The sequence below is a fragment of the Williamsia deligens genome, assembly GCF_024171765.1.
GTDB classification, from domain to species: Bacteria; Actinomycetota; Actinomycetes; order Mycobacteriales; family Mycobacteriaceae; genus Williamsia_A; species Williamsia_A deligens.
Genome location: NZ_JAMTCI010000001.1, coordinates 540,150 through 554,516 on the forward strand (window position 1 = coordinate 540,150; position 14,367 = coordinate 554,516).

Genomic DNA, 14,367 nt, shown 5'->3' on the forward strand with positions numbered 1-14,367 from the left:
GCCGCACGGACGTCGAAGGAGCTGTGATGACCACACATGTCGCGGGGGACAGGAAAGGCCTGGCCAAGGCGTTCGCGGCCAGCCTCACGGGGACCGCGCTGGAGTGGTACGACTTCGCCGTCTACTCGGCCGCCGCGGCACTGGTCTTCCCGGACATCTTCTTCCCCGACAACGACCCGCTGACCGGGACGCTGCTCGCGTTCTCGACCTACGCGGTCGGCTACGTGGCACGTCCCATCGGCGGCTTCGTGTTCGGTCGGCTCGGCGACGTGATCGGCCGCAAACAGCTGCTCGTCATCACGCTGCTCCTCATCGGCGTCACCACCTTCGCGATCGGGCTCATCCCCTCCTACGCGAGCATCGGCGTCGCCGCCCCGATCATCCTGGTGGCGATGCGCTTCGCCCAGGGTGTGGCCGTCGGCGGCGAGTGGGGTGGGGCCGTCCTGCTCTCGAGCGAGTACGGCGACCCCCGGCGTCGCGGGTTCTGGTCGTCGGCGGCCCAGATCGGCCCGCCGGCCGGCAACCTGCTGGCCAACGGCGCACTCGCCCTGCTCACCGTCTCGATGACGGACGCACAGTTCGAGTCGTGGGGATGGCGCGTCGCATTCCTGTTCTCGGCGATCCTCGTCGGGTTCGGACTGTGGATCCGGTTGAAGCTGGAGGACACCCCGGTGTTTCAGGCGCTGCAGGAGAGCGGGGACCGCTCCGCGGCCCCGATCAGCGAGGTGTTCCGCACCCAGCTCCGCCCGCTCGTCGCGGGGATCCTCTCCCGCATCGCCCCCGACGTCATCTACGCGCTGTTCACCGTCTTCTCGATCACGTACGGCACCGAGCACCTCGACTTCGACCGCGGCGAGGTCCTCACCGCGATCCTCGTCGGCTCGGCGTGTCAGCTGGGGCTCATCCCCCTGGCCGGCGCCGTCTCCGACCGGGTCAACCGTCGGCTGGTCTACGCCGTCGCGGCCGTCGGCGGCGTGGTGTGGTGTGCCGTCTTCTTCCTCGTGATCGGCGGCAACTCGCTACCGCTGCTCATCCTCGGCGTGGTGGTGGGACTGGCGTTCCACTCGTTCATGTACGGCCCGCAGGCCGCGTTCGTCACCGAACAGTTCAGCGTGCGACTGCGGTCGACGGGCAGCTCGCTGGCCTACACGATCGCGGGTGTGTTCGGCGGCGCGATGGCACCGCTGATCTTCGTGTACCTGCTCGACCGGACCGACAGCTGGTTACCGATCGCCGGGTACATCGCCGTGGTCGGTGTGCTCACGCTGATCGGGTTGGCGTTCGGCCGCGACCCCGACCCGTCGGAGGACGAGCACTACGTGGCGATCCACGCCGAGACGACCCACACGGGGGCCGAGACCGTCACGCCCGCAGCAGGACTCCGAGCGTGACCTCCAGATGATCGTCGATCGCCGCGTGCGCCGACGCCTCGTCGCCCGCGGCGAGCGCGTCGACGATCGTCCGGTGTTCGGCGCACACGCGGTGCTGCCGGTCGGAGGCGCTGAACAGGGCGCTCACACCGACGCGGAGCTGCCGGGCACGCAGGCCGGCGTAGGTGCGGGAGAGCAGTTCGCTGCCGGCCGAGTCGACGAGTGTCTGATGGAAGCGGCCGTCGATCTCGATGAAGCGGGTCGCCGCGTCCGTCTCTCGCGAGTCGGCGAGCGCCTCCTGCTCGGCGAGCGCGACGGACATCGCGTCGACGGGTGCGCTGTCGTGCGCGAGGGCCGTGGTCGCGGCGTGCCGTTCGAGGACGCCGCGCAGGTCCATCAGCTCACCGATCTGACGCCCCGACATCGCCGGGACGTGGGCACCCCGCTTGGGGACCATCTCCACGAGGCCCTCCGACTGCAGCATGAGCAGCGCCTCGCGGACCGGGGTGCGCGAGACGCCGATCCGGGTGGCCAGGTCCTGCTCGTTGAGGAACGTCCCGGTGGCGGCCGGCGACGTGAGGACCTCGTCGCGCACGAACAGGTACGCCTTCTCCCGACCCGACATCGCTTGCATACGACATGTATATCCGTCTCCCACCGACCACACCAGGAGTGACACCGTGACGACAACCATCCGCGTCGGCCTCGCCCAGGTCTGCAGCAGCGACGACCCCGACGCGAACCTCGCCGTCATCGACGCCCACACGACCCGCGCCGCCGAGTCCGGGGCCGCGATGGTCGTCTTCCCCGAGGCGATGATGCGGTGCTTCGGCGGACCCCTGGCCGACGTCGACGAACCGCTCGACGGGCCCTGGGCGGACGCGGTCCGCGCGATCGCGGCCCGCGTCGGCATCACGATCGTCGCGGGGATGTTCACCCCCGCGGACGCGGGACGGGTGCGCAACACACTGCTCGTCACCGGCGGCGGTGTGGACGCGCACTACGACAAGATCCACCTGTTCGACGCGTTCGGGTTCCTCGAATCAGACACCGTCGCACCGGGTTCGGACCCGCTGGTCGTCGACGTCGCCGGCGTCCGGGTCGGGTTCGCGTCGTGCTACGACATTCGCTTCCCGGCCCTGTTCACGCGGCTGGCCGATCTCGGCGCCTCGGTGATCGTGGTCGCGGCGTCCTGGGGCGCCGGCGAGGGCAAGGTCGACCAGTGGACCCTGCTCGCCCGGGCGCGGGCCCTGGACTCCACCTCTCACCTGGTGGCGTGCGATCAGGCCGAACCCCGCGACGTCGTCGACTCCCCCGCACCGCGCGGGGTCGGCCACTCGCTGGTGGTCTCACCCACCGGAGCCGTCACCGATCACCTCGGGGAGGGATCGAAGATGCTCGTCGTCGACCTCGACACCGCCGACGTCGACGCGGTGCGCACCGCACTACCTGTCCTGCGGAACCGCCGATCCCTGTGATCGGCGGCTCGGCGGGACCGGGTCAGGACGACCGGGTCAGCGGTCGCCCATCCCGGTGAAGTCACGCTCGGTGTACCCGGTGTAGATCTGGCGCGGGCGGCCGATCTTCGTCGTCGGGTCGGTGTTCATCTCCTGCCAGTGCGCGATCCAGCCGGGCAGGCGGCCGAGCGCGAACAGCACCGTGAACATGCGGGTGGGGAAGCCCATCGCGCGGTAGATCAGGCCCGTGTAGAAGTCGACGTTGGGGTACAGCTTCCGCTCGATGAAGTAGTCGTCGGAGAGCGCGACCTCCTCGAGCCCCTTCGCGATGTCGAGCAGATCGTCGGTGACACCGAGGGTCTCGAGGATCTGGTCGGCCGTCTTCTTCACGATCGCGGCGCGGGGGTCGTAGTTCTTGTAGACGCGGTGCCCGAAGCCCATGAGCTTCACGCCGGGCTCCTTGTTCTTCACGCGCTTCATGAAGTCCGTGGTGTCGCCACCGCCGGCCTTGATGTCGTCGAGCATCTCGAGCACGGCCTGGTTGGCGCCACCGTGCAACGGACCCCAGAGGGCGTTGATGCCACCGGAGATCGAGGTGAACAGGTTGGCCTGCGACGAGCCGACGAGGCGCACGGTCGACGTCGAGCAGTTCTGCTCGTGGTCGGCGTGGAGGATGAACAGCATGTCGAGCGCCTTGACGATGGCCGGGTCGACCTCGTAGGGCTCGGCCGGAAAGCCGAAGGTCATCCGCAGGAAGTTCTCCACCAGCGACAGCGAGTTGTCGGGGTAGAGGAACGGCTGGCCGACCGACTTCTTGTAGGCGTAGGCCGCGATCGTCGGCAGCTTCGCCAGCAGACGGATCGTGGAGAGCTCGACCTGCTCGGGATCCTTGGGATCCAGCGAGTCCTGGTAGTAGGCGCTCAGCGCGTTGACCGCGCTCGACAGCACCGGCATGGGGTGCGCGTTGCGGGGGAACCCGTCGAAGAACCGCTTGAGGTCCTCGTGCAGCAGCGTGTGGCGCTGGATGCGGGTCGTGAACTCCTCCAGCTGCGACGCGGTCGGGAGCTCCCCGTAGATCAGCAGGTAGCTGACCTCGATGAAGGTCGACTTCTCCGCCAACTGGTCGATCGGGTACCCGCGATACCGCAGGATCCCGGCCTCACCGTCGATGTAGGTGATGGCCGACTTCGTCGACGACGTGTTGACGAAACCACCGTCGAACGTCGTCATCCCCGTCTCGGAGAGGAACTTGCCCAACGCGACGCCGGGGGCCCCCTCGGTGGCCTCGACTATCGGGAGGTCGAGTGCCCCACCCGGGTACTCGAACTTCGCGGATCGGGTCTCGGACCCGGCAGACACTGCTTCGGCGGACACTCGGGCCCCTTTTCGACTGGCTGGAACCGTCTTGTGAACGGTGGTCCAGGTGTGCGTATCCCTGCCTTCACGCTAGTCGCTGGACAGCTCACCCGCCCACGGAGGGTCGGCACCTGCCCGGGACACGGTGACCGCGGCGGCCCGGGCGGCGAACGACGCCGCACCGCGCCAGTCGTCGTCGGTCATCGACCGCACCGCCTCGACACCGAGGAGATCGTGCTCGTCGAGCCAGGCCAGCAGGGCTCCGACGACGGTGTCACCGGCACCGATCGTGTCGACGGTCTCGACCTGCGGCGCGGTCACCTCGACGGTCCCCACGCTCGTGGTCACGGAGATGCCGTCGGGCCCGCGGGTCGAGACCACCGCCGCCACACCGTGATCCAGCCAGTCCGCCGGGGTGGAGCCGGCCGGACCGTCCGCGAGCCACGCGGCGTCGTCGTCGGAGACCTTCAGGACGTCGACCGCCGACAGCCATCCGACGAAGCGTCGCCGGTAACCGTCCGGGTCGTCGATGACCGCGCTGCGGATGTTCGGGTCCAGCAGGACGAGCCGCCCGCGCGCGTGGTTCTCCGTCATCATCGCGGCGTACACCGACGCGCCGGGTTCCAGGACCAGGGACAACGTCCCGAACGCCAACGCGCCCACCGTCTCCGGGAGCGGACCCGGATCGGTCACCCGGCGATCCGCCGTGCCCTCGACGTAGAAGCTGTACTGCGCGGACCCGTCGGTGCCGATGGTGGCCAGGGCCAACGACGTGGGTGCGTCGTCGCGTTGGACGAGTCCGGTGTCGACGCCGGCAGCGGTCAACGAGTCGACGATCGCGTCACCGAAGTGGTCGGTGGACACGCGGGAACAGAACGCCACCGACGATCCCAGGCGACCGACGGCGACCGCGGCGTTGAACGGCCCACCACCGAGTGCGGGCTGCAAGGGCGCCAACCCGGACGTGTCGCCGGCCGCGGCAGCGCGCGCGTCGAGCACGAGGTCCACCAGGGACTCCCCGCAGACGACGATGCGTGTCACGCCGGCGCCCCGCGGTGTGCCAGACCCCACTGCCCGGACCATCGCTGGCCCGGCTCGAGGACGATGAGGTCGTCGCCGGAGGCCAGCGCGTTGGGCGGCGCGGTCATCGGCTCGACCGCCACCGCGCGTCCGCGACCGGGGAACCCCTGCCCGTGGTCGGGGTCGGCGGTGAACACCTGCGCCCACCGGAATCCCGTGTCCGTCCACAGCACCGTCGTGTCACCGTCGGGATCGGCCAGGGTCGACTCGTGCCGACCGTCGACCGCGGTCATGTCGGTGAAGGGGGTGTCCAGCCAGACACCGGCGAGCCCGCGGCCGGCCCGGAAGTCACGATCGGTGCCGGCGACGGGCGTCGGATCACCCTGCGGCAGCTGACGTTCGGGGTCCAGCGGGAGCGTCGACGCGGCGGGCAGCGTGAGGACGCAGTCGTCCACGGGGGCGTCGCCGGCGCGGACGAAGGTGTGGAAGCCGAGCGCGAACGGAGCCCGCTCCCGCCCGGCGTTGGTGACGGTCGCGGTGACGGTGAGTCCGGTGTCCTCGTCGAGCGCGTACTCGACGACCAGGGTGAGGTCGAACGGCCACCCGGCGTGGCGGCCGATCGGGACGCCGAGGGTCACGGCCCGCTCCGACGCGTCGTACAGCGCCCACTCGACGGTCCGCACGAAGCCGTGGTTGGCGTTGTTGCGCTCGGTCTCGGTGATCTCGAGCTGGTGGGAGACGCCGTCGAACGTGAACCGGCCGTCGGCGGTGCGGTTGGGCCAGGGGGCGAGGACGAGACCCGCGGACAGCGGGGGCTTCTCGTCGAGGGCGACCGACGGCGCCTCGGTCAGGAGCCGACCGCGATGGCGGACCTCGCGCAGACCTGCGCCCCGCGACACCACGACGGCCGAGTAGTCACCGGCGGAGACAGCGAACTCACCCACCCGTCGAGTCTGGCACATCCGTGGTGGACGCCCGCCCGGATACGGGCCGGGTGATTACGGTGGGCCCGTGCGCGAGACACCGGCCGGCCACGACGCACTGCTGCTCGATTTCGGCGACGACGACACCCCCTGGCGTGCGGCGCTGCGCGCCGGACGCCTGCTGCGGGCCGCCGCGCGGGACGGTCGCCTCCCCGACGTCGTCGACGTCGTGCCCACCGAGCAGGCCGTGATGGTGCAGTCGCGTCCCGGGCGGGGGATCGACCGGCTCGGCGTGCGAAGGGTGCTTCGGGACAGCCGCACCGACACGGAGGTCGACACCCGTCCCGGGGACGTGGCCGACGAGACGCGGATCGAGGTCCGGTACGACGGGCCGGATCTGCCCGACGTCGCTCGACGGCTCGGTGTCGACGTCGAGACGCTGGTGCAGACGCACACGTCGATCGTGTGGCGTGTGCAGTTCATGGGGTTCGCGCCGGGCTTCGGGTATCTCGTCCCGCACGAGCCACCGTCCACCGACCTCGAGCGGGCGCTGTGCGCGGTGCCGCGGCGTGCGCAGTCGCGGCCGTCGGTTCCCGCCGGGGCCGTCGCCGTCGCCGCCGGCTACTCCGCGGTCTATCCCCGGTCGTCGCCGGGTGGGTGGAACCTGCTGGGCCACACCGACGTCGTGCTGTGGGACCTCGAGCGCGACCCGCCCGGCCTGCTCGAACCCGGCCGCCTCGTCCGCTTCTGCGCCGCATGAGAGGTCGATGGCTGCGTGTGGTCTCCGCGGGCCCGCAGACGACGGTGCAGGACCTCGGTCGGACGGGGTGGGCGCACCTCGGCGTCCCGCTCGCCGGCGCCGCCGACCGGTCGTCGGCCGCGACCGCCAACCGACTCGTCGGGAACGACCCGCAGGCGGCGGTGCTGGAGGTGACCCTCGGCGGGTTCGTCGCCGTGGCGGAGGGTCCGGTGACGATCGCGCTCGCGGGGGCGCGCTGCGACGCGAGCGTCGACGGGACCGCTGTCGGGCACGCGAGCACGGTCTCCGTCCCGGATGGCGCGACGATCGCGCTCGGCACGGCCCGTTCGGGACTGCGCTGCTACCTCGCGGTGCGCGGCGGTATCGACGCGCCGGAGGTGTTGGGGTCGCGGTCCACCGACACCCTGTCCGGTCTCGGGCCACCGCCCGTCGCCGACGGTGATCGGGTCGCGGTCGGCGACCTCGCCGGTCCGTGGCCGTCGGAGACGACGGCTTTCGGTGACGTCGGGGACGGCGCCGGCGACGTCGTCCTGCACGCCGTCGCCGGCCCGCGCGACGACGCCGTCGTCGACCTCGCCGCACTCGCCGCCGGGGAGTGGGTCGTCGACCCCCGTAGCGACCGGATCGGTGTCCGACTCGGTCGCGACCCGGACACCGACGACCCGGCCGTCCGGTTGCTGCCCGGACGCGACGAGGTGCCGTCCGAGGGGGTCGCGCTGGGATCGGTGCAGATCCCGCCGAGCGGTGAGCCGGTGCTCTTCCTCGCCGACCATCCCGTCACCGGTGGCTATCCCGTGGTCGCGGTCCTCACGGCCTCGTCGACCGATCGCGCTGCGCAACTCGTCCCCGGACAGCGCATCCGCCTCCGACTCTGACCCGGACGCACCTCACCCACCACGTCGAGTGGGCGGTTGACGGCGTCGAGTGGGCGGTTGGCGACGTCGAGTGGGCGGTTGACGACAGGACCGTTGACGCCATCTTGAGACGAGAATACGGTTTCGTCTCATGACGTCATCGTCCGTGCGGCCGGCCATCGACGTCCCGTTCGGTCCGGGCTCGGCCAGCTGGCGCTTCTTCGGCGGCTGGCACGGCATGCTCATGGGGCTGTGGTCCGGGTCCATGCAGAACATGCACCCGAAACTCGGCGAGGCCGTCTGGGAGCACTCGGACTTCTTCGGCGAGCGGTGGCAACGCCTGATGCGCTCGCTCTACCCGATCATCGGCGTCGTGTTCGACCCCGACGGGGAGCAGACCGGGCACGAGATCCGCGACTACCACCGGGACATCAAGGGCGTCATGCCCGACGGGTCGCGCTATCACGCGCTCGATCCCGACGTCTTCTACTGGGCCCACGCCACCTTCTGGTTCGGCGCCGTGCGGTGCGCCGAGTACTTCGGCCCGCCGATCACCGAGGCCGACAAGCGCGTCATGTTCGACGAGTCCCGGGCCTGGTACGCCAGATACGGCGTCAGCATGCGTCCGTGCCCGGAGACCTACGAGGACTTCCTGGCCTACTGGGATCACGTGTGCCGCCACGTCCTGCGCGACCACCCGGCCGTACGCACCGTCCTGGACATCTCCGAACTCCCGCCACCCCCGTTCCTGCGCGGGCTCCCGGACGTGGTCTGGCGGCAGCTCGCGAAGCCCGTCGGACGCGGATTCCTCTGGGTCACGACCGGCCTCTACGACGAACCCGTCCGCGAGATGCTCGGCCTCACATGGACCGACCGCGACGAGAAGGTGCTGCGCCTCGCGGGTCGATGGTTCGACCGCGCCTTCCGACTGCTCCCCCACCGACTGCGGATGCATCCGCGTGCCCGCGACGGATGGGACAGGGCCACGGGACGACTCGCTCCGGGGACGTCACCGGTCGAGACACCGGTACGCAACCTGCCGCCCCGCGAGCAGTGGGGGTCGTCGATGCACTACTGCCCCGTGACCGCTGCCCGACGAGCGAATCTGCCGTGGGACCGCAGCGCCGAAAACTGAGGTAAGGGTTGCCTTTTCGGCATCGATGTCCGATTCGAAGGGTTGCCTGACCTTGCTGGTGCGATTCCGGCATCTCTCCTATCGTCACCGTCAGACACGCGGTTCGACGACCCGCATCGCGTGATCGCCAGCCCGATCGACCGCGACACCCGGAGGTTCTGATGGCCACTCTCGAGATGCCCAGCGTCAGCGAATGCAGCGTCAGCAGCTGCTCGTACAACCACGACGGCTGCCACGCCTTCGCCATCAACGTCAGCGGTGAGAACGGGACCGCCGACTGCGCGACCTTCATCCCGCTGTCGGTCAAGGGCGGCCTCGACGTCGTCTCCCCGCAGGTGGGCGCATGCCAGCGGTCGGACTGCGAGCACAACGCGAACCTCGAGTGCACCGCGGCCGCCGTCCGCATCGGCGCCGGCGAGAGCTCGGACACCGCGAACTGTCTCACCTACAGCAAGGGCTGATCGGGACACACGTCGCACGTCATCGCAGAACGCCCCGCCCTCACCGGCGGGGCGTTCTCGCGTCTGCGGTCCGACCGACTCCTCAGCGGCGCAACCGCGAGGGCGCGCGCCTGTCGTCCACCGGCCACGCCTGCGGCTCGGTCACCGGCCCGGTGCGCGTGGGCCCGAGCGTCAGGGCGGCGAACACGAGCGACGCCACGACGCCGATCGCCGCGACGATCGCGTGGCCGGTGTAGGCCGACCACAGCACGGGGCCGACCATCCCGACGACGGCGACAGTCGCGGCGGTGACCGGGCCCCACCCCGACTCGCGGGTCGACGTCGGCACCAGGACGAGCAGCGCACCCACCATGAACAGCGACCCGATCACGTCGCTCGGGCGGTGCGCACCGACCTCCATCAGCCCCTGCCCCACCAGCGTGACCCAGAAGGCCCCGACGACCGCGCCGAGCGGGGCGAGCGGACGCGGCGCCGCGCGGATCGCGGCCGCGACACATCCCGCCGCCGCCGCGGTGTGGCCGCTGGGGAACGTGTTGTAGGCGGCACGGATGATGTCGATCAATTCCGGCCGCGGCAGGATGACCGTCCGCAGGGCCCGCGCGACGACCACGCCCACCACCGGCAGGATCAGCAACGGGATGATGCTCGCGCGTCGACGGGACAGCAGGCCCAGCGCGACGACGACGATCCCGGCGACCACCCACAGGCGGGGGTCGGTGACGCGCTCGAACCCGATGCGATGCACCAGTTCCCGCCACGAGTCGGCGCCGTTCATCTCTTCGTACAGGCGCTGGTCGACGCGCTGGCCGGGCCGGGTCCAGACGGCGACGACGTAGACAGCGGCCATCGCCGCGAGCAGCAGCACGCTGCCCGTGATCCGCGCCGCCATCTCCTTCATCCGGGCAAGGCTACCGGCGGATCAGCGCGTGATCCGGTAGCGGACGAAGGCCGGCACCGCGAGCGCCGCGACCACCGTGAGCATCACCACAGCCAGACCACCCCCGGCCGTCGTGACCGCCACCCCGGCGACCGCCGCGACCCCGCCGTGCGCCACGTCGGCGATCCGCGGCCCCCCGGCGACGACGACGGTGAACACACCCTGCAGACGTCCGCGGACGTCGTCGTTGGCCGCCGACTGCAGCATCGACTGCCGGAACGCCGCCGAGGCCATGTCCGCCGCCCCGCCCACCATGAGCAGTGCGATCACGATCGGCAGCACGGGCAGCGCGTTGCCGTGGGCGAAGGCGACCGCCACCCCGGACCCGGCGATGGCCAGACCCCAGACGACGATGCAGATGATCACGGCGAGACCCTGCCGCTCGACCCGGGACACCCACCCCGAGAACACACCACCGACCACCGCGCCGGCACCGATCGCGGCGAACAGCAGCGCGAAGGCGATGCCGCCGTCCTCGGGTCCGCCGAAGTTCTCGTGGGCCATCTGCGGGAACAGCGCCCGGGGCATGCCGAAGATCATCGCGATGAGGTCGACGACGAAGGACATGAGCAGCACCTTGTGGCCCCGCAGGTAGCGGAACCCGTCGATGACCGACCTCAGGCCGGCCACCCGCGGCGAGGACGCGTCACGCTCCGGCTTCAGCGACGGCAACGCCACGACGGCCCACAGCGTGGCGAACAGGAAGATCGTGTCGACGAGATAGAGCGTCGAGTACCCGAGCTGCGGGATGAGCGCCCCGCCCACCACGGGCCCGACGATCGCGCCCGCCTGCATCACCGTCATGTTGAGCGAGTTGGCCGCGGGCAGGTCCGCGATCGGGACGATCTTGGGCAGGATCGCCGACTTCGTCGGCTGGTTGACCGCGAAGAACGCCTGTTGCACGGCGAACAGCGACAGGATGATCCACACGTTGTTCAGTCCGACCGCGGCTTGCAGCCAGAACAGCGCACTGCACCCGATGAGGCCGATGGTCGTGATGATGAGCAGCACACGACGATCGACGACGTCGGCGACGGCCCCACCCCAGAGGCCGAACACGACGAGCGGGACGAGACCGAACAACCCGGCGAGCCCGACGTACGCGGAACTGCCGGTGACGGAGTAGATCTGGGCCGGGACGGCGACGACCGTCAGCTGGGCACCGATGACCGTGACGATGTTGGCGGTCCACAGGCGTCGGAACTGCGGACTGCGCAGCGGCGCGGTGTCGGCGAGAAGACCCGCCATCAGGGCTGGAGCCGCGCGACGGTCCAGCCGTCGTCGGTGCGTGTCGCGCGCACGCGGTTGTGCAGCCGGTTGGCGCGACCCTGCCAGAACTCGACGACGCGTGGTTCGATCCGGAATCCGCCCCACCCGTCGGGCAGCGGGATCGGGCCGTCGTCCTCGGATGCGCCGAACCGTCGCTCGGCCTCATCGGCCCGCTGCGCCAGCGCTTCCCGCGACTCGATCGGTCGGGACTGGTCGGAGGCGACCGCACCCAACCGCGACCCTCGCGGCCGGCTGTCCCAATAGGCGGCGGTCTCGTCACGGTCGACGCGCACGACCGCGCCGCGCACATGGACCTGGCGTTCCATCGCCACCCACGGGAAGGTCGCCGACGCGACGGGGTTCGCGTCGAGATGACGGCCCTTGTCGGAGCCGAAGTTCGTGTAGAAGACGATCCCCCGGGCGTCGACCGCCTTGCAGAGCACGGTGCGGGTGGCGGGCGCGCCGTCGGGGTCGACGGTCGCCACGACCATGGCGTTGGGCTCGGGGACCTGCGCCGCGACCGCCTCGGCGAGCCACCGCTCGAACAGGTCGAGCCAGATCGGTTCGCCGGTGAGCCAGTCCGGCTCGAGGTCGTCGTCACCACCCGACCGATACCCGACCCGCATCGCCGAGACGTCCACCGCTTCGCCAGTCACGCGCATCGACGGTACTCCCGGTGGGGGACCTCCACCGGGACCGGTACTGCCTCCGCCCACGCGTTCTGTTCGGAACGCGCCCGTGGGGGTACCCCTGGATGCATGACATCACTGACAGACACCCCGACCGTCGACTCCGCCCGCCAGAACCTGCCCCGCGCACTCGGCGCGGCGACCGCCCTCTACAGCGCCGCGCTGCTGGTCCGGCCGTCGCTCCTGGCCAAGCCCTGCGGATTCACCACGACGAACGACGTCCCCCGCTCGGTGGCGGTGCTCATCCGCGGGATCGCCGTCCGCGATCTGGCGAGCGGTGCGGCGATGGTCGCCGCGCCGCACGGAGCGCCGCTGCGGACCGCGATCGCCGCGCGCGCCGCTTCCGACCTCGGCGACGCCGTCGTCTTCGGGACCGGACTGACCGGCCGACGCGCACCCAAGGTCGCGGCCTTCGCCGCGGCCTGGGGTGCGCTGTGCGCGGCGAGTGCGGTCGTCGCCCGCACCTGAGGATCCCTCAGCGCGCCACGACGACGTGCTCGTCGGGGACGCAGTGCGTCATCGTCAGACCGGTGACGTCGCGCGGACCGTTGTCGCCCAGTCCCTTCCGGCGCATCTCCTCCTCGTCGGAGAGGGTCTGGGACGGCAGCGGCTCCAGGTCACGGACGTCGTCGGCGGAGAGGCCGAGGCCCTGACCGACGCGGGCGCCGAGCTCGTCGTCGGCCATGAAGAAGTGCCACACCATTCGCTGCTGGACCTCCGGGACGGCCTCGCCGATGTTCGCGACCAGATTCGCGACGAGGTCGTCCTTCTCCCACTGCTCCAGCAGTTGGTAGCGCTCGCCGGCCTGCTGGTAGTCGTTGGTCAACGGGATGCGGGACCGCGTCACCCGACCGTGGATCTCGGAGCCAGTCTCGTCGGTCGACGGTGCCTGCGCCTCGCGCAGTCCCCCGGTGACCGACGGCTCGTAGTTCACGTGGGGGTTGGTGCCGCTGTCGTCGACGGAGTACATCATCGGTCCGCCCTGCTGGTTCGTCGCGACGTGGGCGTTCTTCGCCTGGTTCACCGGTAGCTGCAGGTAGTTCGGCCCGACGCGGTAGCGCTGGGTGTCGGAGTACGAGAACGTCCGCCCGACGAGCATCTTGTCGTCGGAGAACTCGAGCCCGTCGACCAGCACGCCGGTGCCGAACGCGATCTGCTCGTTCTCGGCGAAGTGGTGGGCGACGTTGGCGGTCAACGTCATCCGCCCGACGAGCTGCGGCGGGAAGTCGTTCTCGGGCCACACCTTGGTGTCGTCGAGGGGGTCGAAGTCGAGCTCGGGGTGATCGGTGTCGTCCATGAGCTGCACCAGCAGATCCCACGACGGGTGGTCGCCGGCCTCGATCCTGTCGTACAGGTCCTTGCTCGCGTGCCCCAGGTCGTTCGCCTGGATCGCGGCGGCGTCGGCCTCGGTCAGGCTGGCCACTCCGACCGTGGGGATCCAATGGTACTTCACCAGTTTCGTGTCACCGTCGGTGTTGACCCAGCGATAGGTGTTGACCCCGAAGCCCTGCATCGTGCGGTAGTTCGCCGGGATCCCCCGCGGCGAGAAAAGGTTCACCAGCATGTGGGTCGCCTCGGGCGTCTGCGACATGAAGTCGAAGATGCGCGCGGGTTCCTGCCGGAACGTGACGGGGTCGGGCTTGAGAGCGTGGATGACGTCGGGGAACTTCACCGCGTCCCGGATGAAGAAGACACCCAGGTTGTTGCCGACGAGGTCCCAGTTGCCGTCCTCGGTGTAGAACTTCACCGCGAACCCGCGGGGATCCCGCGCCGCCTCCGACGAGTCGCGGCCGCCGATGACGGTCGAGAAGCGGATGGCGACGTCGGTGCGCTTGCCCTCCTCGGCGAACAGCTTCGCGCGGGTGAACTGGGCAATGGGCTCGTCGCCCCACCGGCCGGTGGCCTCGAAGTGCCCGTACGCCACGGCGCCACGGGCGTGCACGACGCGTTCGGGGATCCGCTCGCGGTCGAAGTGACTGACCTTCTCGAGGAAGTGGTAGTTCTCCAGCGTCGCCGGGCCGCGGGCGCCCACGGTCCGCTGGTTCTGGTTGTCGTGGACCGGGTGGCCCTGGCGGGTGGTCAACACCTCGCGGTCGTCGCCGGGCGTCGGTCCCTGTGCTGCCGTGTCTGTCATGG

Annotated in this window: 15 protein-coding genes; 7 read left to right on the forward strand and 8 right to left on the reverse strand. The window is 70.5% G+C overall.

Annotated features, from left to right (window positions below):
• Window positions 1–26 precede the first annotated feature (26 nt).
• Window positions 27–1,391, forward strand: a complete 1,365-nt coding sequence (locus tag LX14_RS02505; protein WP_253645705.1) for an MFS transporter — start codon at window positions 27–29, stop codon at window positions 1,389–1,391.
• On the opposite strand, the gene LX14_RS02510 is transcribed toward LX14_RS02505, so the two are convergent.
• Complete coding sequence (locus tag LX14_RS02510) at window positions 1,363–2,004, reverse strand: GntR family transcriptional regulator (protein WP_253645706.1); 642 nt, start codon at window positions 2,002–2,004, stop codon at window positions 1,363–1,365. The two genes, LX14_RS02505 and LX14_RS02510, sit on opposite strands and share 29 nt — an antisense overlap.
• A 58-nt stretch (window positions 2,005–2,062) precedes the next feature.
• Between LX14_RS02510 and LX14_RS02515 the strand changes: the two genes are divergently transcribed.
• Complete coding sequence (locus LX14_RS02515; RefSeq protein ID WP_253647858.1) at window positions 2,063–2,848, forward strand: carbon-nitrogen hydrolase family protein; 786 nt, start codon at window positions 2,063–2,065, stop codon at window positions 2,846–2,848.
• Window positions 2,849–2,884: 36 nt separating this feature from the next.
• Here the strand turns inward: LX14_RS02515 and LX14_RS02520 are convergent, their stop codons facing one another.
• The 3 genes from LX14_RS02520 to LX14_RS02530 form a co-directional block, all read right to left on the reverse strand.
• Window positions 2,885–4,201: a citrate synthase gene (locus tag LX14_RS02520; RefSeq protein WP_253645707.1), complete on the reverse strand. Its 1,317-nt coding sequence runs from the start codon at window positions 4,199–4,201 to the stop codon at window positions 2,885–2,887.
• Window positions 4,202–4,273: 72 nt separating this feature from the next.
• On the reverse strand, window positions 4,274–5,224 hold the full coding sequence (locus tag LX14_RS02525) for a carbohydrate kinase family protein (RefSeq protein WP_253645708.1): 951 nt from the start codon (window positions 5,222–5,224) through the stop codon (window positions 4,274–4,276).
• Window positions 5,221–6,165, reverse strand: coding sequence for an aldose 1-epimerase family protein (locus LX14_RS02530; RefSeq protein WP_372505237.1), 945 nt, complete (start codon window positions 6,163–6,165; stop codon window positions 5,221–5,223). Before LX14_RS02530 ends, LX14_RS02525 begins: the two co-directional genes overlap by 4 nt.
• Window positions 6,166–6,214: 49 nt before the next feature.
• Here LX14_RS02530 and LX14_RS02535 point away from each other — a divergent pair, with 49 nt between their 5' ends.
• The 4 genes from LX14_RS02535 to LX14_RS02550 all read left to right on the forward strand — a co-directional run bounded on the left by LX14_RS02535 (window position 6,215) and on the right by LX14_RS02550 (window position 9,336).
• Window positions 6,215–6,886 carry a 5-oxoprolinase subunit B family protein gene (locus tag LX14_RS02535; protein ID WP_253645710.1) on the forward strand — a complete coding sequence of 224 codons (672 nt, stop codon included), beginning with the start codon at window positions 6,215–6,217 and terminating at the stop codon, window positions 6,884–6,886.
• A gap of 17 nt (window positions 6,887–6,903) precedes the next feature.
• On the forward strand, window positions 6,904–7,761 hold the full coding sequence (locus tag LX14_RS02540; protein ID WP_308214061.1) for a 5-oxoprolinase subunit C family protein: 858 nt from the start codon (window positions 6,904–6,906) through the stop codon (window positions 7,759–7,761).
• A gap of 130 nt (window positions 7,762–7,891) precedes the next feature.
• Window positions 7,892–8,875, forward strand: a complete 984-nt coding sequence (locus LX14_RS02545) for an oxygenase MpaB family protein (RefSeq protein ID WP_253645712.1) — start codon at window positions 7,892–7,894, stop codon at window positions 8,873–8,875.
• Between the two features lie 161 nt (window positions 8,876–9,036).
• The gene (locus LX14_RS02550; protein ID WP_253645713.1) at window positions 9,037–9,336 is read left to right on the forward strand and encodes a DUF1540 domain-containing protein; all 300 of its coding nucleotides are present in this window, start codon (window positions 9,037–9,039) and stop codon (window positions 9,334–9,336) included.
• A gap of 82 nt (window positions 9,337–9,418) precedes the next feature.
• Here the strand turns inward: LX14_RS02550 and LX14_RS02555 are convergent, their stop codons facing one another.
• From LX14_RS02555 to pdxH, 3 genes are read right to left on the reverse strand one after another with little or no spacing between them, the layout of a single operon-like run.
• Complete coding sequence (locus tag LX14_RS02555) at window positions 9,419–10,234, reverse strand: phosphatase PAP2 family protein (protein WP_253645714.1); 816 nt, start codon at window positions 10,232–10,234, stop codon at window positions 9,419–9,421.
• 21 nt (window positions 10,235–10,255) lie between these two features.
• On the reverse strand, window positions 10,256–11,521 hold the full coding sequence (locus LX14_RS02560) for an MFS transporter (protein WP_253645715.1): 1,266 nt from the start codon (window positions 11,519–11,521) through the stop codon (window positions 10,256–10,258).
• Window positions 11,521–12,204: a pyridoxamine 5'-phosphate oxidase gene (pdxH, locus tag LX14_RS02565; protein ID WP_372505238.1), complete on the reverse strand. Its 684-nt coding sequence runs from the start codon at window positions 12,202–12,204 to the stop codon at window positions 11,521–11,523. Before pdxH ends, LX14_RS02560 begins: the two co-directional genes overlap by 1 nt.
• Window positions 12,205–12,300: 96 nt before the next feature.
• Between pdxH and LX14_RS02570 the strand changes: the two genes are divergently transcribed.
• Entirely contained in the window at window positions 12,301–12,699 is a 399-nt protein-coding gene (locus tag LX14_RS02570) for a hypothetical protein (RefSeq protein ID WP_253645716.1), read from the forward strand.
• A 7-nt stretch (window positions 12,700–12,706) separates the two neighbouring features.
• On the opposite strand, the gene LX14_RS02575 is transcribed toward LX14_RS02570, so the two are convergent.
• A complete protein-coding gene (locus LX14_RS02575) occupies window positions 12,707–14,365 on the reverse strand; it encodes a catalase (RefSeq protein WP_253645717.1) in 1,659 nt (552 codons plus the stop codon).
• Window positions 14,366–14,367: the final 2 nt, after the last annotated feature.